Origin of the sequence: Paenibacillus sp. cl6col, from assembly GCF_900102125.1 — a bacterium.
Classification (GTDB): domain Bacteria; phylum Bacillota; class Bacilli; order Paenibacillales; family Paenibacillaceae; genus Paenibacillus_B; species Paenibacillus_B suaedae.
Genome location: NZ_FNAZ01000006.1, coordinates 263,577 through 283,963, shown reverse-complemented (window position 1 = coordinate 283,963; position 20,387 = coordinate 263,577). Strand labels below are relative to the sequence as shown.

19 protein-coding genes and 1 pseudogene are annotated in these 20,387 nt (G+C 44.8%); 17 read left to right on the top strand and 3 right to left on the bottom strand.

Going from position 1 to position 20,387, the window contains the following annotated elements; all coding sequences use genetic code 11:
• Nucleotides 1-40: 40 nt before the first annotated feature.
• The gene (locus tag BLS15_RS17480; protein WP_021255980.1) at nucleotides 41-1,042 is read right to left on the bottom strand and encodes a cation diffusion facilitator family transporter; all 1,002 of its coding nucleotides are present in this window, start codon (nucleotides 1,040-1,042) and stop codon (nucleotides 41-43) included.
• A gap of 258 nt (nucleotides 1,043-1,300) precedes the next feature.
• On the opposite strand from BLS15_RS17480, the gene BLS15_RS17475 reads away from it, so the two are divergent.
• The 5 genes from BLS15_RS17475 (at nucleotide 1,301) to BLS15_RS17455 (ending at nucleotide 6,173) form a co-directional block, all read left to right on the top strand.
• Nucleotides 1,301-2,362 carry a suppressor of fused domain protein gene (locus tag BLS15_RS17475; RefSeq protein WP_090512993.1) on the top strand — a complete coding sequence of 354 codons (1,062 nt, stop codon included), beginning with the start codon at nucleotides 1,301-1,303 and terminating at the stop codon, nucleotides 2,360-2,362.
• 42 nt (nucleotides 2,363-2,404) lie between these two features.
• Entirely contained in the window at nucleotides 2,405-3,706 is a 1,302-nt protein-coding gene (locus BLS15_RS17470; RefSeq protein ID WP_090512989.1) for a WD40 repeat domain-containing protein, read from the top strand.
• Nucleotides 3,707-3,907: 201 nt separating this feature from the next.
• Nucleotides 3,908-4,486, top strand: coding sequence for a DNA-3-methyladenine glycosylase I (locus tag BLS15_RS17465; RefSeq protein ID WP_021255977.1), 579 nt, complete (start codon nucleotides 3,908-3,910; stop codon nucleotides 4,484-4,486).
• Between the two features lie 77 nt (nucleotides 4,487-4,563).
• Nucleotides 4,564-5,523, top strand: coding sequence for an AAA family ATPase (locus BLS15_RS17460; protein WP_090512986.1), 960 nt, complete (start codon nucleotides 4,564-4,566; stop codon nucleotides 5,521-5,523).
• Nucleotides 5,524-5,537: 14 nt separating this feature from the next.
• Complete coding sequence (locus BLS15_RS17455; protein ID WP_090512981.1) at nucleotides 5,538-6,173, top strand: RNA ligase family protein; 636 nt, start codon at nucleotides 5,538-5,540, stop codon at nucleotides 6,171-6,173.
• 165 nt (nucleotides 6,174-6,338) lie between these two features.
• On the opposite strand, the gene BLS15_RS17450 is transcribed toward BLS15_RS17455, so the two are convergent.
• Nucleotides 6,339-7,085, bottom strand: coding sequence for a MerR family transcriptional regulator (locus BLS15_RS17450; RefSeq protein ID WP_021255974.1), 747 nt, complete (start codon nucleotides 7,083-7,085; stop codon nucleotides 6,339-6,341).
• 87 nt (nucleotides 7,086-7,172) lie between these two features.
• On the opposite strand from BLS15_RS17450, the gene BLS15_RS17445 reads away from it, so the two are divergent.
• From BLS15_RS17445 to BLS15_RS17415, 7 genes are all read left to right on the top strand, one after another.
• Nucleotides 7,173-7,874: a CPBP family intramembrane glutamic endopeptidase gene (locus BLS15_RS17445; protein WP_021255973.1), complete on the top strand. Its 702-nt coding sequence runs from the start codon at nucleotides 7,173-7,175 to the stop codon at nucleotides 7,872-7,874.
• Between the two features lie 221 nt (nucleotides 7,875-8,095).
• Complete coding sequence (locus tag BLS15_RS17440; protein WP_090512976.1) at nucleotides 8,096-8,881, top strand: alpha/beta fold hydrolase; 786 nt, start codon at nucleotides 8,096-8,098, stop codon at nucleotides 8,879-8,881.
• Nucleotides 8,882-9,212: 331 nt separating this feature from the next.
• Nucleotides 9,213-9,710 (top strand): MarR family winged helix-turn-helix transcriptional regulator, encoded by a 498-nt coding sequence (locus tag BLS15_RS17435; protein ID WP_021262764.1) that lies wholly within the window; start codon nucleotides 9,213-9,215, stop codon nucleotides 9,708-9,710.
• Entirely contained in the window at nucleotides 9,707-11,434 is a 1,728-nt protein-coding gene (locus BLS15_RS17430; RefSeq protein WP_090512972.1) for an ABC transporter ATP-binding protein, read from the top strand. The genes BLS15_RS17435 and BLS15_RS17430 overlap by 4 nt, the downstream gene beginning before the upstream one ends.
• Complete coding sequence (locus BLS15_RS17425) at nucleotides 11,431-13,305, top strand: ABC transporter ATP-binding protein (protein ID WP_090512967.1); 1,875 nt, start codon at nucleotides 11,431-11,433, stop codon at nucleotides 13,303-13,305. Before BLS15_RS17430 ends, BLS15_RS17425 begins: the two co-directional genes overlap by 4 nt.
• A 246-nt stretch (nucleotides 13,306-13,551) precedes the next feature.
• Nucleotides 13,552-13,938, top strand: coding sequence for a BlaI/MecI/CopY family transcriptional regulator (locus tag BLS15_RS17420; protein ID WP_021255968.1), 387 nt, complete (start codon nucleotides 13,552-13,554; stop codon nucleotides 13,936-13,938).
• The gene (locus tag BLS15_RS17415) at nucleotides 13,931-15,973 is read left to right on the top strand and encodes a M56 family metallopeptidase (RefSeq protein ID WP_090512963.1); all 2,043 of its coding nucleotides are present in this window, start codon (nucleotides 13,931-13,933) and stop codon (nucleotides 15,971-15,973) included. Before BLS15_RS17420 ends, BLS15_RS17415 begins: the two co-directional genes overlap by 8 nt.
• 96 nt (nucleotides 15,974-16,069) lie before the next feature.
• On the opposite strand, the gene BLS15_RS17410 is transcribed toward BLS15_RS17415, so the two are convergent.
• Entirely contained in the window at nucleotides 16,070-17,614 is a 1,545-nt protein-coding gene (locus BLS15_RS17410) for an FAD-dependent oxidoreductase (protein WP_090512958.1), read from the bottom strand.
• Nucleotides 17,615-17,858: 244 nt separating this feature from the next.
• On the opposite strand from BLS15_RS17410, the gene BLS15_RS17405 reads away from it, so the two are divergent.
• The 5 genes and pseudogenes from BLS15_RS17405 to BLS15_RS17390 all read left to right on the top strand — a co-directional run bounded on the left by BLS15_RS17405 (nucleotide 17,859) and on the right by BLS15_RS17390 (nucleotide 20,248).
• Entirely contained in the window at nucleotides 17,859-18,266 is a 408-nt protein-coding gene (locus BLS15_RS17405) for an RrF2 family transcriptional regulator (protein WP_028532762.1), read from the top strand.
• 177 nt (nucleotides 18,267-18,443) lie between these two features.
• Nucleotides 18,444-19,037: a YdeI/OmpD-associated family protein gene (locus BLS15_RS17400; protein ID WP_028532763.1), complete on the top strand. Its 594-nt coding sequence runs from the start codon at nucleotides 18,444-18,446 to the stop codon at nucleotides 19,035-19,037.
• Nucleotides 19,038-19,274: 237 nt separating this feature from the next.
• Nucleotides 19,275-19,421: pseudogene (locus BLS15_RS29585) on the top strand (DoxX family protein); the annotation flags it as partial.
• 84 nt (nucleotides 19,422-19,505) lie between these two features.
• Entirely contained in the window at nucleotides 19,506-19,835 is a 330-nt protein-coding gene (locus tag BLS15_RS17395) for an ArsR/SmtB family transcription factor (RefSeq protein ID WP_021255963.1), read from the top strand.
• The gene (locus BLS15_RS17390; protein ID WP_021255962.1) at nucleotides 19,832-20,248 is read left to right on the top strand and encodes an SRPBCC family protein; all 417 of its coding nucleotides are present in this window, start codon (nucleotides 19,832-19,834) and stop codon (nucleotides 20,246-20,248) included. The genes BLS15_RS17395 and BLS15_RS17390 overlap by 4 nt, the downstream gene beginning before the upstream one ends.
• Nucleotides 20,249-20,387 lie beyond the last annotated feature (139 nt).

Sequence of the window (20,387 nt, the reverse complement as noted above, 5' to 3'; positions counted from 1 at the left end):
ATCAAGAATCTTCTTGAATCGTACCGCTCTTGTATATGGATTATGAGAATTCGTTCAACGCTTCAGGCGTCCAGTCCGTAACCCCGTTATCCTCTAAAACACCCAAAATAACGTCTGTAATATCTGGATCGGCCATCAGCTTGTCTTGAACGCGGAAAATAATATCATCAGCGTCGGCTAAGGTTAAGCCCTTGCGCAGTTCGATCATCGCATCGACGTGATAATAGCGCCCTTCCTGCGTAATTCGCAAATCATTAATATCCGTAACGTCCGAGTCAGCAAGAATAAGGAAAGCTACCTTCTCCGCAACATCGCGAGGAGCTGCGACCCCGATAAGTCCAACCATATTGTCATACCCGACTCGAAAAGCAACGCCAATCATTAATATCCCGATTAGAAGCGTCGCAATTCCATCCAAAGCCTTAAATGCTGTCAAGGAAGTGACGACAACTGCGCTCATGGCCAATAAGGCACCCGTAACAGCAACCAGGTCTTCATAGAATACCAAGCGAGTAGGTGGTGCAGAACGACTAACATGCTTAAATGAAGCGGGGATGAATGCAATACCTTTTGTTTCAACTCTTGCTTCCTTCGTAATTTCCTTCATCGCTTTGAGCAAAATAGCTCCATCAACAACTAAATTGAATACTAATGCCGCGATATTTATCCAGAACGCCCCACTGCTCGCTTGTACGGGGTGCTGAAGTAAATGCAGGCCCTCACGTATCGTCTCGTAGGCCATAATCGTTACAACGATAACAGCCACCATACAAAAGAGGTTGATGACTCGACCGAATCCAGTAGGGAATTGGCGAGTGGGCTTCTTCTCCGCAAGTATACTGCCGACGAATACAAAGCCTTGATTCACGCTGTCCGCCAGAGAATGCATGGAAGATGCGAACATCGCCCCACTGCCGCTCATTGCAGCACCTGCGCCTTTTGCAGCTGCAATAATGGCATTTCCTATCATTGCAATTGCAGAGGACTTATTTCCTTTCTTAATTAACTGTAATACCGTTTCTCGTTCCGATTCGGGATCCATTGCTTCCTCCTAAATGATGAATAAGATAACTGAAATTGTTGCCTAAGCTTACTAATTTTATTACAAGAAGCTAAATGCAATCAATTATTAATACGATTAAATCAAAAATAGTTTCAAGATTTCATTTTTGCTTCTATCATTGATATAATTACCAAGATAGGAGATTGATAGAATTACAGCAACAGAGCGTGTCCGCTGTAAGCTGTTTGTTCGTATTACCAATTTACATAGATTGAGCCTTTGGGGAGGAAACGCTACATGAACCAAGAAGCAAGCACCGCCGGATGGGATGCGATTGATCAAGCAGTCACAGCAATTTATGGCGAGCAGGAGCCTAAGCATTACGGCACGATCATTTCATATGCTTTGGGTGGACATGACCCCTTGGATGGATTAAGTGCATACAAGGCGGATTTTCCATACCCGCATTGGCATTTTGTAACCTATGGTTTTTCAGAACTTTATGATAAAGAATTAGACGATGAAGAATGTAGCGGATACGGGTTTGAACTTACATTCAGACTGGTTAGGCAGGCTGAGGATGAGGAACCTCCCGCGTGGGCGCTTAACCTGCTGCAAAATATGGGGAGATACGTATTCAACTCCGGCAATGTATTTCGATCGGGAGATTATCTGGATGCGAACGGGCCGATATGCTTGGATGCAGATACCCAATTAACAGCGCTCGCCTTCGCTGAAGATCCCGATTTGCGTGCAATCGATACACCGAATGGCAAGGTAGAGTTCATTCAGATGGTAGGGATTACGAATGATGAGCTTGAAGCGATGCAAACTTGGAATACATTAGGCCTTTTGAATGCATCCGAAACGCACCTGCCTTATTACATTACCGATCTGGAGCGGGAGTCGCTTCTTCGCATGCCAGAAGTGGCCGAAGCTGCAGAGCGAGGAATGCAGAATGACGGTTCGAACACCGGTATCTTATTCGTTCAGCAATTAGGATGGGAATCTGGCAAAAATGGATGGTTAGGCAAAAAGCCGGTTAAACTCCTCATCGGTGCAAAGCAGGCGGCCTTAATAGGGAAGCTGCTGCAGGGGCGGATCTTGAAGCGCAAAGAACTTACACTGGTTGGCCCAGAGGTTACAATCGTAATAAAATCGGGCGATCGTACTTCTCACGAAACGACGGAAAATGCGATTCAGTTGTTCGTAGATGATCGTACGGTTGCTGAACTAAGCACGAGGCTGGAGCCGAAGGCGGGCATGATCGAACTTGCGTCTACACAGAGCATCGTCTTTCAGATTGAGATAACAGAAATTAAGGATCAAGAAGGCAACGTCGTCGAGGTTATTGGATAAGGCTGACACGAGAGACATGAATGGGTATGAGGAGGAGTTGTCATGAGCTGGCTAAGAGAAGAAATTGCGATGAAGTGGCGCACAGAAGGAAAGCGGTATGCCTCGGAAATTAATGAATATGTGCGCGTCGGGATGGAAAGCAACTGGGAACAGGCACAACAAGAGCCAGGGGATGATCAGCGTTCGGGCATGGCCGCAGACATCGTTGACATGATACGGGCTGCCAATCAAGCAGGTGATACCGAACGGCTGCGACAGGAGATTCCGCCAGCATCCTGGCCAATTACACCCGATTATGAGGAGAAGCAGCAAGCGATTAAACCAATTGTCTGTCTGAATGATGGTACTGTTCTTGTTCGTACTTATGGCGGCAGCATCTATCTCATTCAACAGGATCGAATTACTGAGCTTCCTGACTTCTATCATATTGGATGCTCCTCGGACGGAAACTATTTCGCGCTTAGTAATGAACAAGGAATACGTATAATACGAGGAATCGTTACAAGCTTGGGGGAGGGCGAAGAGATTTCCGCTTGGTCCTGGCAAGTTATACAGCAACGTATTAAGGCAATCTTGAATGATTGTGAATCACTTGCCGATTCAGAACATCCGGCTAGCCATATTGAGGAGGCTATTCCATTCGACAATGGCTCACGTCTTCTTCTCGTAACCGATTGCGGCATCTATTTGCTTAGCCAAGACCAAGTCGAGCTGCTTCATCCTGAACTGACGGAGATGCAGCAATATGATTACGAGGATACTCACATCGATATGGTGCACGGCGCTGTGTCTCCAGATGGACGCTGGCTTGCGTATGGCAGCCAGTGCAGTGAACATCTATTGCGAGATGCGGCGAGTGGGAAGGTGTATACGATCGAGCCGCAATCCAGTTATCCGCATTATGCGCTGTTCGCCAAGGACAGTAGCGAAGTGTGGTATAATGCATGCCATTTCTATAATGGGGCAACGATTCAAGTCCCGCTTGCAGACTTGGGGCAGCTTGATGCTGGGACAGAACACGAGTGGCCGATCATGAATGATGAGATGCGTGTATACGCCGCTGCTGCATTGATAGATGGTCATATATTGGGTGATGCCTATGGATATTTGCGCAAAATAGACAGTGAAGGTAATGAGATATGGCGATATTTTGTCGGCAGCACCTTATCCGGTATTGTCGCATCACCAGATGAATCACGATTAGCGGTAGGCACATATGGAGGAATGCTGCATCTCATTGATTTACAGAGCGGTGTCAAGAGTGAGTACAGCATCGGTACTGCGAATATCATAGAGATTGACCGCTGGATTCTATGGCGAGATGAGGAACCGCTGCGTTGGTAGTTGAAGTAAGGTAGAAGTACGGAAGAAGTATGGCATAAAACGCTCTACTGATCGAACCTGCTAACCAGATAAGAATATAATATTGATGATCTGCGCAGAGTGAGTTTCTGAGTTTGTAAGTTGTCAGCATCACACTATAAAATCATGATGTAAAATCTCTTATTGAAGAAAGATTTATTGAAGAAGGACTGGTCTACAACGATGTGTAAACGATGCGCTTGGGTAAAAGAAAATGAGCCTTTATATGTGGACTACCATGACAAAGAGTGGGGAGTTCCCGTATATGATGATCGAAAGTTATTTGAAATGCTGTGCTTGGAAGGTGCGCAGGCGGGGCTCAGTTGGTGGACAATCTTGCAGAAGAGAGAACATTACCGTGAAGCCTTCGATCAATTCGAGGCAGAGAAAATCGTGAAGTACACGGAAGAGAAGCTGGAATCCTTGCTCGATGATGCAGGGATCGTTCGCAACAAATTGAAAATTCACAGTGTCGTTAAAAACGCACACGCTTTTTTGCGGCTCCAGAAAGTGCACGGCTCCTTCTCCACGTACATATGGAGCTTCGTCGATAACCAACCCATTGTAAACCATTGGGTGACCATCAAGGAAGTTCCCGTTACAACCGATATTAGTGATCGAATGAGCAAGCAACTTAAGAAAGACGGGTTCTCATTCGTAGGCAGCACGATTTGCTATTCCTTCATGCAGGCGGTTGGCATGGTGAATGATCATACGCTGGACTGCCTCTGCCATACGTCACATCAAACAATTCGATCTTAGTTTTTGGATAGATGTCTATTTATGTATGAATAGAGGTTTCGATTATGAAAAGAGATTTGAAAGGAGGTGAGAAATCGATGAGTTCCATTCACATGCTGGCCGGCATACCGGGTAGCGGGAAGAGCCATTACGCGAAGGAGTTGTGCAAGCAGCACAGGGCTGTTCATGTAGCAACCGACTCCATACGTCAGAAACTGTTCGGAGATGAGGCGAAGCAAAAGAATACGTATATCGTATTTGATGAAGCGTTCTCTCAGATTGAGCAAGCATTGGCTTCTGGGCGCAATGTAGTATTTGACGCAACCAATGTCAGCCGAGAACGAAGATTGAAGTTCTTGAAGCGGTTCAGGGAGGTTCCGGTGGAATGTCATGTGTGCAGCACGCCCTATGATATCGCCATGCAGCGGGCTCAATCTAGGAAGCGTAGGATCGACGAGAGTGTAATGTCCAAGTTTGCTAAGCACTTTGAGTTTCCGGTCCTTGCTGAAGGCTTTCAACAACTTCATATCGTGCATGCTCCAGCTGATGCTATGCTTTCGCGCCCGGAGCTGGAAGAGCTGCTTGCGGATAATCCGGATCACGACGAATTGTTCAACTATTTGTCCAGCTCTCCGCATTTTCGGGTAATGGTAGGATATGATCAACAGAATCCGCATCATTCGAGAACGTTGTCCGAGCATACCTATGCGGTGCTGGAATATGTACGTGCATTCTACGAAGGGGATAACATGCTGGCAATGCAGTTCGCTGCACTGTTTCATGATGCAGGCAAGCCATTCTGCAAGGTGTGGAAGCAAAGCCGGGGATATTACTCCTATTATGGTCATGAACATGTATCCGCAGCGATCGCCTGCCATGTTCTGAAGCAAATGGGGTACGACGAGGAATTTGTCCTGCAGGTTGTCAATCTAGTTAGCTTCCATATGGAGATCCTGCACGGCGGGGATGCTGGAGCATCTCATATTTATCATTTGTTAGGCGATGAGATGTTGGCCCAATTGTATTTTTTTGCGGAAGCCGACACTTTCGCGAAATAAGGAGGTGAAACGACATGAAAATCAAATATCCGAAAACGATGCACCTTCCCTGGTCCAGAAGCTATACGAATGATGATAAAATCTTGCGGAATACGGATCATTTCATCGGCCGCGAGGTTGTTGTTACAGAAAAAATGGACGGGGAGAATACAACGATGTATAACAATGGCATCCACGCTCGTTCCCTGGACAGCAAGGATCACCCTTCTCGGCACATCGTCAAAATGCAGCATGGCGGCATTCAATACATGATCCCTGAAGGCTATCGATTATGCGGTGAAAATGTATATGCGAAGCATTCGCTATCTTATACGGACTTGCCGAGTTATTTCATGCTGTTCTCGGTATGGAATGAGCAGAACATATGCCTATCTTGGGACGATACCCTCGAATGGGCTGAACAGCTTCAGCTTACTGTTGTTCCAGTGCTGTATCGGGGAATATGGGATGAGGAAGCCGTCAAGAAGTGCTATACGATGCAATCCCGCTGCGGTGGGGAACAGGAGGGCTATGTTGTTCGTCTCGCGTCTGCATTTCATTATGATGCATTCAAGGAAAGTGCAGCTAAGTTTGTCCGCCGCAATCATGTTCAAACCGATGAACATTGGTTAAGTAAGCCGATCGAACCAAATGGTCTTGTGAGACGATAATCGGATTTTCGCTTATTTACAAAACTAGATTACAAGAAAGGAATGGGAATCATGTAATTCATATTGGAAGTACCCATCTATCAGAGGATTTATCCGACAACAAAACTAAAAAACCAGCTTCCTCCATAAGTGGCAAGCAAGCTGGTCTGCTATCGAATACCGTATTTATTTTACCCCTGCTTTTTCTTGTTCCAAGGCATAGGTCGTGCTTCTTTCTAAGAACTCCAATACCTCATCTGATATCGGAAATAACCCCGTCTCACTGGCAGGACGTTTTCTTACTTCCCAGAACTTCTCGATTAGCTCCTCATCACCCTTAAATGTGATCATCGACAGCTCATTCAGCTCAATTGCAATTTTGCAGCCTTCAACCGATTCTGGCGGGATAGACTGCTGGATACACCATTCAATCCGCCGCAGTAAGGACACATACTGTTGAGTGATTGGGTCGCTATTGCCTAGATTCGGAAGAGTCTGGCGCAAAAACTCGCTTTCTTCTTCTCCGAAGTAATCCATCCACTGCTTCGGATTCTCCGGTGCGTTCTGCACAAGACTCGATACCTTCTCCCAAGAGAGATTTCCCTCTATATCAATCATATGTATAAGTGTAGCTGTATTGGAAATACTCGTCTGCAGCGATGTTAACTGCTCCTGAAGCTGATTATAATGGGCAGTTAGGATGTGACGGTAAGACAGCTTGTCTATCAATTTCTGAATATCCTCCAGTGGGAGCGACAATGACTTCATGAGCGTGATCTTCTCAAGTGTAAATAAATCTGCTTCCGAATAATAGCGTCGACCGTTGTCTTCCTTATGACTCGGCGTAAGCAGGCCAATCTGATCATAATAACGCAATGTTCGTACGGATACATTTCTCATCTTCGATACTTGTCCTGTTGTCCAGCGATTCATGTCAGTCCTCCTGAAAAAAGTGCTTGCAGGTTACGTAAGGTCACCTAATATAGTTGGATTATAACACAGGGGATTGAGGGATGAAGATTGAAGACAACCGAAATGTGGAAGAAAAGTGATCCTTGGACTTGGCGCCAAATGCTGGCCTTGCTGGCACTGGAATTCGTATTTGTGATTTGTGTGATTAAATATCCACTGCAGCAATTGTACGCTGATTGGATGCAGAACACACTATATGCAGGCACGATGACGGGACTTACTATAGCCATAACGCTAATGCTGGGCATATATTTCGTTGCCTTACGGCCACAGAAATTGAGCTGGGCAGAAGTTGGAGTAAAGTCATTTTCGGCTAAAGATTGGTGGAGAATCATACTCTGGATACTTGCACTTATTATACTCAGTTTGGCAACCGTTTATCTTACCAGCTTTCTAGGGACTACGGTGGAGAATAGTAAAACAGAGAGCCTAAAACAGCATGTTACGTTATTTACCTTGCTGCTTGGTGTCATATCGGCAGGGATCATTTCGCCAGTATATGAAGAAATCTTCTATCGCGGCTTCATCTATCGCTGGCTGCGGACACGTGTTGGAATGGGAGGAGCAATCCTTCTAAGCGCGCTGATCTTTACTGCAGCGCACTACCCGACGACAAATGCGATGCCCGTTAATTTTGTTGGCGGAGTCATATTCGCATGGGCGTATGAGCGTACGGGTTCAGTATGGCCTGGAATCCTTGTCCATGGCATAACGAATACGATTGGTGTTCTATTAACGGTGGCAGGCTGATGCTGATTTATTGTTATCATCATTTTTCAACGACAAAGGCAACTGTGTCTAATCACGCGGTTGTCTTTTTATATGGAAGGAAATGTATTGATCATCTAACTCTGTCGTACTATTCTATACTTACTTATGAAAATGAGCGAGTTTCAACACCATGTATCATTCAACCGGGAATTAGGGGAGAATCTCACCTTATAAAAAATAAAAAGAGGAGATGGAGCAATATGCCGCATATTACTTGCAATAATATGGACATGTTTGTCGAGCAGCTAGGCGTTGGATTTCCCGTTATTTTTCTGCATAGCGGATTTTCAAGAGGGATTCTCGCATTTGCCAGCCAGATTCTTGATTTTCAAAATAAATATGCTTGTTATTTCCCCGACTTCCGTGGGCATGGCAGAACAAGAAGTGGCAGCTTGGAATGGAGTACGCCGCAGCATGCTGATGACATCATTGCACTCATGAATCGATTAGGGATTCAACAGGCGCATCTAATCGGCTACGGCATGGGAGGAGGGGTCGGCTTGTATTGTGCGATTCACCATCCTGATCGTGTAACTTCGTTAGCTTCAATTGGTCAGAGCGGGTATGTTGCTTCGTATGGATCTGAGGAATTTGAACCGGAGTGGCTGCTTGAGAATGATGGCCATGCATTTATCCGGTTAATGGAAGATAGACATAGAGAAGCACATAAGGGTAACTGGCAGGAATTTTTGCGCCAAAAGCTTAAAGATTGGCGAACGTATCCACAGCTAAGTGAAGAACAATTCAGAGGCATAAGTTGTCCTACCTTGTTCATTGCTGGTCAGCATGATCCTTATGCACCAGAAGAAGATGTATTGAAAGTGACTTCTCTTATTCCCAATTCACGATACCTCATTATAGAGGGAGCAAGTCATCGCCCCCATATGATTCGTGAACAACCTATCTTGGTTAACGATACTATTTTGGCGTTCTTGGAAGAGGTAGAACGTGAGAATGAACAAGCAAGTGCAGTATGCCACACATAGCCATGTACGCTGAGAAAGTGGGCATATGTGAGCCTGTTATCTTTCCATACAGGTGATTATTCTGACGAACCTCGTCCATCTTTTGGGCGGGGTTTTTCTATACTTCCTAACAGTGACTACCGACTCTAAGAAGGGGGAATGGAGTTAATCGTGCTTTACCTGTTAACAGAATGATTGAGAACATGGGAGGATCTGAATTTGACATCAACTATTTTAGAGGTATATAATTCAGTGGTAAAATAATAGGTAACCTAATTATTTGATTATCTAATAGTTAGCTAACCTAATATAGAGATGAAACGTGTTCTAGAATCTATGAGGTGATGCGGAAATGTTCGATCCAGATACAACGGCGTATAAGCTCGTCCAATCGTTCATGCGATTCAATCGGGCCGAGTGGAATCAACGGATGTCAGCAGGCAAGAAGCGCAGTGAGATGATGATGCTGTTCTGCATCAAGCGCCATGCGCAAGAGGGAGAGCCGGCTATGCGGGTATCCGACATCAGCAACCATCTGCGGCTCACTTCTCCGACGGTTACTCAGACCTTGAATGTGTTGGAGAAGAAGGGACTTGTGGAGAGGTTTATGGATAAGGAAGACAGGCGTGCCGTTCGAGTACAACTGACCGAAGAGGGATTGAAGACAACAGAAGAAGGTCAGAAACAATTCGAGGAACAGATTAACGGGCTGATTCAGCATCTAGGTGAGGAGGATAGCCTTCATCTCGCGGATTTGTTAAAGAAAGTATACGAATACTATGACATCCGCAGCCAACAACGAGAAAAAGAAAAGACACATGATGATGGAGATGGAGTTGAGGAAGCATGATGAAGTTGTTTCGGTATTTGAAACCATACCGAATGCCGATAGGCGTCATATTAGCGCTTGTCTTTGTACAATCGCTGTCGGAGCTGTATTTGCCGACGCTTATGTCTGATATTGTAAACTTCGGGATTTCAAAAGGAGATGTCCCGTACATTTGGAAAATTGGCGGTCTCATGCTAGCGGTAGCAATTGGAGGAACAATCTGTGCGATTGTGAGCAGTTATTTGTCAGCCAAGGTTGCAATGGGGTATGGAAAATTAATGCGCGGCAAGGTATTTAACCACGTTCAGCATTTTTCCCTGCAGGAGTTCGACAACATTGGTACTGCTTCGCTTATTACGCGTACGACCAATGACATTACACAAGTACAACAGGTGCTTGTGATGATTCTTCGCATGATGATCAGCGCTCCGATGATGTGTATCGGCGGGATTATTATGGCCGTTAATAAAGATGCCAAGCTAACGTTAGTGCTAGCCGTTGTTATCCCAATCTTGGCACTTGCAATCTTTCTCGTAGCTAGTAAAGGGATTCCCCTGTTCAAGGCACAGCAGAAAAAGCTCGATAGGCTGAATCAAGTGCTTCGTGAAAGCTTAATTGGTATTCGGGTAATTCGTTCCTTCAATCGCACCGAGCATGAGAAGGATCGTTTCAACGAAGCCAATAAAGACCTAACACAGACAGCGGTAAAGGTAAACCGCATTATGGCATCGCTAATGCCAGTCATTATGCTTGCCTTTAACTTCTCGACTCTTGCGATTATTTGGTTCGGAACGGATCGAATTAATGCAGGCAGCATGCAGGTTGGTGATCTGATGGCATTTATCCAATATGCGGCTCAGATTATGTTCTCTCTTGTTATGGTATCGATCATTTTCGTTATGATACCGCGCGCCTCCGCATCTGCCACACGAATTAACGAGGTGCTTGACATGGAACCAGTCATTCGTGATCAGGATCATGTAAAGAAAGCGGAAGGACTTCGCGGATACATTGAGTTCAATCGCGTGACGTTCAGCTATCCGGGTGCAGAGAATCCAGCATTGTCCAATATCTCATTTAGCGCCCGCCCTGGAGAGACGACTGCCATTATTGGCGGTACAGGTTCCGGTAAATCTACGATGCTGAATCTCATTCCGCGATTCTATGACATTGACAGTGGGCGCATCCTGATTGATGGTGTAGATGCCAGAGAGTTATCTCAGGAGGGCTTGCGGGAGAAGATTGGGTACGTGCCGCAGAAAGCCGTACTATTCTCAGGCACAATTGCAGATAATATTCGCTATGGCAAGCAGGATGCGACCGATGAGGAATTGCAGCATGCAGCAATAGTTGCACAAGCTGCTGATTTCATTGCAGCTATGCCGGAAGGATACGATTCAGCTATTTCCCAAGGGGGAACGAACGTATCAGGCGGACAGAAGCAGCGCTTATCCATTGCGCGGGCACTAGTGCGCAAGCCTGAGATTTATCTCTTTGATGACAGCTTCTCCGCTCTAGACTTCAAAACAGATGCCAAGCTGCGGACAGCATTAAGAGGAGAAACAACTAACGCAACTGTAATTATCGTCGCACAACGTGTAAGTACGGTGAAGGACGCTGATCAGATTATTGTGCTGGAGGAAGGACGAATCGCAGATATTGGCACGCATCAAGAACTGCTGAAATCTAGTGAAGTGTATCGTGAGATTGTATCCTCGCAGCTGTCGGAGGAGGAGATCGCATGAGTGAAAAAAATAAAGCAGCGAATTCCGGCCGTAAGCATGGTGGCGGTGGACCGATGGGGCCGGGGATGATGATGCCGGGTGAGAAGGCCAAGGACTTCAAGGGTACCTTGCGCAGGCTTCTCGGTTATTTGAAACCGAGCCGAACCAAGCTCTTCATCATCTTTTTGATGGCTATACTCAGTACCATATTTTCAATCGTCAGTCCTAAAATTATGGGTAAAGCAACAACCAAGCTGTTTGAATTCACAATGGCGAAGTTCAACGGACTCCCAGCTGCCATGGACTTTGACTTTATAACTAATATCCTACTGCTGCTTGTTGGCTTATACCTGTTCAGTGCGTTTTTCAGTTATATACAGCAATATTTGATGGCAGGTGTAGCGCAGAAAATTGTGTATGACATGCGCCAGCAGGTCAATGATAAGCTGAATCGTCTGCCACTCAAGTACTTTGACGGACGCACGCATGGCGAGATTCTAAGCAGAGTTACGAACGATGTAGATAACATAAGTACAACATTACAACAAAGCTTAACGCAGTTAATTACATCGATCATTACGATTATTGGCGTCATCGTGATGATGCTGACCATCAGCCCGCTGTTAACCCTCATCTGTATGCTGACATTGCCGCTTAGTGCGATCGTCATTAAGATGGTGGCATCTCGGTCACAAAAACACTTTATGGGACAGCAAAAATCACTTGGTCAGCTAAACGGTCATGTAGAAGAAATGTATACGGGGCATAATATTGTCAAAGCGTTCGGTCATGAAGAAAAATCACTCGAAGAATTTAACGAGGTTAATGAACGCTTGTACGAATCGGGTTGGAAGGCACAATTTATTTCCGGCATGATTATGCCGCTAATGAACTTCATCGGCAATATCGGATATGTTCTTATCTGCGTGGTAGGCGGATTGCTCGTAACGAAGAAATCGATCGAGATCGGTGATATTCAAGCATTCATTCAATACGCTCGTCAATTCACGCAGCCAATTGCACAGACAGCCAACATTGCGAACGTCATTCAATCAACGATTGCATCGGCAGAGCGGGTGTTCGAGGTGCTTGATGAGGTAGAAGAGGTTCCAGAAGCAGCGAAGCCAATTGAAATCGCACATCCAGTCGGTCAAGTGGAATTCGAGCACGTACAATTCGGATATAAAGAAGACGAGTTGCTCATTACAGATATGAACATCCACGTAAAACCAGGACAAATGATCGCGATTGTAGGCCCTACTGGAGCAGGGAAGACGACGCTTATTAACCTGCTGATGCGCTTCTATGAAATTAATGGCGGCGCCATTAAGATCGATGGCGTGGATATAACCGACATGGAACGCAGCAGTCTGCGGTCGATGTTCGGTATGGTGCTTCAGGATACATGGCTCTTCAATGGTACCATTCGTGAAAATATCGCATATGGCCGGGAAGGAGCTTCGGAAGAGGAGATTGTTCGCGCAGCGAAGGCGGCTCACGCCGATCATTTTATCCGTACGCTTCCGAAGGGATATGATACGGTTCTGAATGAAGAGGCCTCCAACATTTCACAAGGCCAGAAACAGCTCCTTACGATCGCGCGCGCGATTCTTGCGAATCCATCCATTCTTATCTTGGATGAAGCAACGAGCAGTGTCGATACACGTACCGAGGTTCATATCCAGCGCGCGATGAACGAATTGATGAATGGAAGAACGAGCTTCGTCATTGCCCATCGATTATCGACGATACGCAATGCTGATCTGATCCTTGTGATGAACAAAGGTACCGTAATTGAACAAGGATCACACGATCAACTGATCGAACAAAAAGGCTTCTACGCGGATCTATATAATAGTCAATTCGAAGAATCAACGGCAGAAGCAATTTAATATTTATAGCCTAAGTATGTCGTTCCATGCTGGATCAGCATACTTGGGCTTTTTATTTGCAAATGAAACTAGCAACTGGTTTACATAATATATATTACGTTACTATGATTTAATCGCAAGATCTCTATTACAGAGTAAAATACGAGGTACAGTTATAAATAAAATTTGACAATTTCCGATTACGAGTGTAATCTATACCTCAGGATGTTAATTACATATGTAATCAATAGAAAGAAGGTTGAAAATATGCCAGATATTCCGCGAATCTCGGATGCTGAATGGGAAGTCATGAAGGTATTCTGGGGGACAAACCATAAGCTGTCAGCGAACGATGTAATCGAGAAGCTAAGTGAGAATAGCGACTGGAAGCCAGCTACGATTAAATCGTTAATTAATCGATTGCTCAACAAAAATGCACTCGGCTATGAACAGGAAGGAAAAACCTATCTATATTATCCTGTAGTCAGTGAAGAAGAGTGCGTCAGGGCAGAGAGTAATTCCTTCTTGCAGCGTCTATATGGAGGCTCCTTGAAGCCGATGTTTGTTAATTTCCTGAAGCAAGAGAAGCTATCCACAGAAGAAGTAGAGGAGCTGAAGAAAATACTCGACGAGGGGCAGCGTAGAGATGAATAACATATTAACATGGTTAACTATAATTTTTGATTGGGTTACAAAGACTTCCTTAATGGCATCAATCATTGTTGTCCTTATCTTGCTTGTGAGGGCCGCATTGAAGGATCGTCTCCCGATCAAATGGCAGTACATGCTCTGGTTCGTTCTGCTTGCCAGGATGCTGCTGCCTTGGGTACCTGAAAGCTCGTTCAGCTTATATAATCTATTTTCAATTGCAGATAAACCAATTACGCTTCCTATCTCGTCAATGGATGATGATATGAGCAGATTATCGGTGGAACATGCATCAGGAATAAACGAATCCAGCCGTATTCTGGACAATAGCATGTCTGGTGCTGAGCGGTCAGATGTCACGAATAACGTTAGTCCTGCATTCATTCATTCCGCATTGTCACTTAGCTGGTTACTTGGCGTACTGGCAATCACAGCCTATGTGCTTGTATCGAACCGCAAATTGTCGCGAAGGATGGTGAAGGAAGCCTATGTTGTATCCGATGAAGATAGCTTGCGCGTACTTCAGCAATGTCGCGAGGATTTGAAGATAAAGAGATCGCTGCCGCTGCTGATATCGAAAGGAGTGAGCAGTCCTACACTGTATGGGGTATTACAACCGAAGATATTGCTGCCTGGCAAGTATTTTGCGCAGTTTCGCAATGAAGAACTAAGACATATTTTGCTTCATGAATTTGTTCATTACATACGCAAGGATATTGTGACAAACTGGTTATTCTCCATCCTGCTTATCCTGAATTGGTTCAATCCGATTCTATGGTACGCATCCAGGAAAATGAGGGAAGACCAGGAGCTGTCTTGTGACGATCGCGTCATTTCTTGTTTGGAAGAAGATGAGGTCAAGCAATACGGATACACCATTGTCAAGCTGGTGGAAGCGAATATGACAAGCGGCTTTCGTTCTGTCAGTGCGACAAGCTTCTCAACCGACAAATCCCTCATTAAAAGGAGAATCAACATGATTGCTTTGTTCAAACGAGGTTCGTATAAATGGACCATTCTCGGGATCGCGATCATTTCCATTTTTGCCTGCATTGCCCTAACGAACGCGGCAGCGGATAAACCAGGGCCGAAGAAATCCGAAATCCTTGAGCTGTATGCAAATGAACCATTATTTAATCAGGTTAATGAAAAAATCCGCACTACGGTTAAGCAAACGGTTAGTGATGTCATGCAGCAGTTGGGCAAGCCGCTTCCGCTCCAAGAGATCGTGCCCACAGAAGACACGAAGGATTTGTTCCTTGCATTCAAAAGCTCTCCAAATGACGGACCCGGTCAGCGTTACATATGGGTAAACGCAGACACCGGCAAGCTATCGAGAGTACAACTAGGGTTGGATCTGACGCCAGAAGCAGCCGGCTCTGAATTGTTGAAGAAGGCTGCGCAAGCGCTGCAAGACAGTGGATACAAAGGGAATCCATATTTTAAAATCAGTCGTACCATTTTCAATGATCCAAACACGAATGAATATACGGTTCAAACGAAATTGATAGATAATCAGAACGATCATCGAGTTGAAGTGCGATTTTCGAATGACACAATCACTACGTCCTATGATGTAGGTCCTGACCAAATTTCGGATGATGAAAATAAAAAAGGTCAATACATGCTTGCTGTACTGCGCGGCAAAAAAGCTGATCAGCTCACCGCTGCATCCAAACTTTTCTCTGACAGCTACAATACCGTGTATTTGTCTTATGGTTCTGACGGCGGTGTCAGCTTCGATCCGAAAACCTATAAGATTCGTCAAATTTATGATTCTTCATTATCTACCTATTCGAGCAATCCTAAAACAAGCGCGAGCCAAAAGCAGAAAAAGCTTGAAATCACGGATGAGCAATTACAAACAGCTGCTTTCCCTCTTGTTGCTGAATTGCTCGGATATAATCTACATGAATATGAAATGCAGAGAAATCCAAAGGCTCCCGGCAGTGCTCAATTTGTCAAAGATGGAGAGCGTATATTTGCGATAGAGTTTAACGAGAACGGTGATATATGGATGATCAACGACTACACGAATTGAAGCAGACCTTCATATCCAAATAACGACGACCTCAGACATAGTCGTGCATAACAAGTATTATATAAATCCATGACAGGAGTCCTGAATCATCAAGATTCAGGATTCCTGTATTTTGGTCAATGGTTTGGCTGCCGGGCCCTCTAATACATCGCCTTCATAGGAGAACCTTGACCCATGGCAAGGACAATCCCAGCTTCGTTCGCCGTGATTCCATTCCAGCTCACAACCCATGTGTGTACAAGTGGTATCAACGATATGAAGCATGCCCTGATCATCTCGATAAGCTCCAGCTCTTCTACCGTCAATCGATACAACAGCGCCTTCATCATTCGTTAGATTCTCAGGTTTGTTGTGAACACGCTCCAATTTGCCGCTAATGAGATGCTTGGCTACATCCGCGTTCTGAGCGAAAAATGTTTTCACATCAGGATCGATATGAAAGCGCGACGGTGTATATAGTTCCTGATAGGCATTCTCTCTGCCCATAATCATATCCCTCAACAGGAGCGCAGCAGCCGTGCCATTGGTCATGCCCCATTTCCGGTATCCGGTTGCAACGTAAACATTCGGTACTGAAGAAGATATTTGTCCGATATACGGCATTTTATCCAAAGTAACTAAATCCTGAGCCGACCATCGATACGATATTTCTGCTGCCCCAAATACATCATTCGCGTATGCTTGCAGTGCTTCATAGTGCTTAATGGTGCAAATGCCCTGTCCGGTCTTATGACCTTCACCACCAATAAGTATCAGTCTTTCACCGGAATCCAATGCCGCTGTACGGATCGAGCGTTTTGGGTTCTCTGCGCTAATATACATGCCTGACAATTGAACATTTTTATTGGGGATGCCCACAACATAGGAGCGTTCAGCATGCATTCTTGCAAAATAAAATCCCATCCCGTCATAACAAGGAAAGTGGGAGCATGAAACGGCATGCTTGCAGGTTAACTTGAAGCCATCTTGCGTAATTACGGTCGGCAGCGTACCCTTATCGATGGTTTCTACAGTGGTATGTTCATAGATCTGCCCGCCTAATTCCACAAACAGCTGAACTAACTTGTCCAAATACTTAACCGGGTGAAATTGGGCTTGATTCCGCATTACGAGGGCCGCCTTGATCGGCACAGGCAGATCGATTTGAGTGACCAATTCACCGTCAATCCCGAGCTTCTCATAGGCAGCGAACTCCGTTTGAAGCTTCGGCAGGTACTCATCCGAATTTGTATAAATATAAGCGTCCCGTTCCTCATAATCACATGGGATCTTATGTTCATGAACCATATGCTTAATAAATTGCTTTGCCTCGATATTCGCTTGATAGTACAGCTTTGCCTGTTCTTGACCGAAATGCTGAATGAACTCGTCGTAAATAAGGTCATGCTGCGCTGTTATTTTGGCCGTCGTATGACCAGTCGTGCCATTCAGCAGCTGACCTGCTTCAACAAGCACGACGCGGAGTCCTTCCCGTGCCAAGAGGTAGGCCGTTGTTATGCCGGAAATTCCGCCTCCAACTACTACAACTTCTGCTTCCGTATGTTTAGCAAGTTTCGGGAAGGAGGGAATCGTTGCGGAGTCCCGCCAATAGGATTCAGGAAATTGGGGGAGATCTTGAATGGACGATGAATCATTGTGCATAGTAGCGAACCTCCTATATAGATTGTCTTTGTCTATTCATTTCCTTGGGAATCCGTGTTTAATCAGTATCTGATTGAAATCATACATACAGACTAGGGAATACAAACATCGTATGACGAAGAAAGGAAATATCAGCGCTTCTAGGGTATAATTCGAATCGTTCGATGCCTTGCAGTCTAATTGACATGCTAGCCATTCGCGGATATTATCGATATCATAAATCTATGATTAAGAAGGGTTGTCCATGAAATTTACAAAAGCAACGAATTATGCGCTCCATACTATGCTCATGCTGATTGAGGCTTCTACCGTTAAGCCAGTTGGCGTACAACAGTTAGCAGAATCCCAGGGCGTGTCCCCAACGTACTTGTCCAAAATATTAACGAGACTTGTGAAAGCCGGCATGATTGAATCGATCTCGGGAGCCAATGGGGGATATCGCCTGACTCGTCATCGAGACGATATCACATTTCTGGATATTATCCATGCTATCGAAGGCTCGACCTCGTTATTCGAATGTAACTTCGTCCACGGCGAAGAATGCCTGATTCAAGCCGTGATGAAGGAAGCAGAAGAGAAGATGGAGAATCATCTGAAGAATAAGAAATTAGTCGATATCGCTCAACAACTCCATAAAAAATCGCATTCGTAATCTACTGAAATGGAGATCATTTCGTCTAGTACCTAATGTTGTTGTTAATATGTGTATCTCGAAATGTCGAATGTTCCAAACTACAAATTAATATGAAGTGTTCATGCAGGGGGATAGAATAAATCTCATGGGATTTGAACTGTCCGCTGAACGAAAAGTGAAGAGGTGTGTGTCTTGATGTCAAATCGTCAATTGAATCCGAAGGTCGATGAATTTTTACGGAAAGCGAAAACGTGGAAAGAAGAATATGAGAAGCTTAGACATATCGTTCTTGACTGCGAGCTGACCGAAGATTATAAGTGGATGCACCCATGCTACACCTATGAGAACAAAAACATCGTTTTAATACATGGGTTTAAAGAGTACTGTGCACTTCTGTTTCATAAAGGGGCCCTGTTAAAAGATCCAAGCGGAATTCTCATCCAACAGACGGAGAATGTACAAGCAGCCCGTCAGATTCGGTTCACCAATGTTCAAGAAATCGTTGAGATGGAAGATATCTTGAAGGCCTATATTAAGGAGGCCATTGACGTTGAAAAAGCGGGGTTGGAAGTGAACTTTAAGCAAACGGCAGAGTACACAGTTCCCGAAGAATTTCAAGTTAAACTCGATGAAAACCCTGCCTTGAAAGAAGCATTTGAGGCGTTAACGCCAGGGCGTCAACGACAATACCTGTATTATTTCTCAGAACCCAAACAATCCAAAACGCGAACATCAAGGGTAGAGAAATATACACAGCAAATTCTTGATGGAAAGGGATTAAAAGATTAGATTATTTGACGATAATCGTAGGTGGACAAGAACATACCTTCATGTAGATCCGCGCATTGCGCGGTTTTTTTTATTTATATGCATGCCAATACAAACAATAGGGGTTGGATCGGGCGCATGAAAATCAACCGTTGACAGGACACCTTTTGGTGTCTTATAATAAAACCGACACCAAAAGGTGTCTCTTTTGAAGACAGTCATAGCGAAATTTGCGAACCTGATTATGTTTCACCTGAAATATTCTTTGTCATGACTGGTGCAGATCTCTCTCATGCGTTTGCTAATGATTATGGTGATTACGGTTTTTATGCGATCCTCCCGCTTTCTTATGCAGCACTGAACATCGCCTCATGGACACTGTGTCAAAATAGCCGTAAACTCTAAGGAGGTGATAGAAGTAGTCATAGCTGATCCCTCATATCACCAACAGATTTCTACTACAGAATGTAAGATATTGGAGAGGTTGTTGTGGGTGAGAATAATCAGTTGCGGGATGTGTTTGACGCGATTGCAGATCCAACTAGGCGGAGACTCATTCGTTTGTTAGCAGAGAAAGAGGAGATACCGCTTCATGAATTAACGGCACAATTTCAAATGGGGCGTACAGCGGTATCCAAGCATTTGACAATTCTTAAAGAAGCCGGACTGGTATATGACCGCAAAGTCGGCCGAGAGACACGATTTAGGCTGAATGCCGCACCACTGAGAGAAGTCCAAGACTGGGTGGCTTTCTACAGCAAGTTCTGGGGTTTGAATATGTTGCGCTTGCAACATTTATTAGAGGAGGAAGAAGAATGAGTGTAACATTAACACTGGATTTTCAATACAAGACTACAATTGAGAAGTTGTGGTCCGCATTAACCGATTCCAGCAAGCTTGCCAAGTGGGTTCACAACATCCACACTGGTGAAGCAATGGAAAATGATTTTAAAGCCGTCGTTGGACACCATTTTCAGTTCCGCACGCAGCCGAACGAATGGTGGAATGGAATTATTGATGGAGAAGTACTGATTGTAGACGAACCCAACAAGCTGTCCTATACATGGGAAAGCGGGGAGAAGCACACGATCACTTGGACACTGCAAGACTTAGGGAACGGAAGCGTTAACCTTCATCTCGAACAAACCGGAATCTCCAATGAACAAGCACTTGCAGGTGCTAAGTATGGCTGGACGAAGTGGTGCAGCGAGCTTGAGAAAGTGTTCGCTTAGTAATAAAGAAATACACAATAATGCAGCAATCAGCATGATGGGCACAGTTATCACTTATTAAGAAGAACTCTCCAAGTCAGGAGGGTTCTTTCTGTATATTTTCGATGATACAACCTCACCGCCATAACGCGAGTATTAT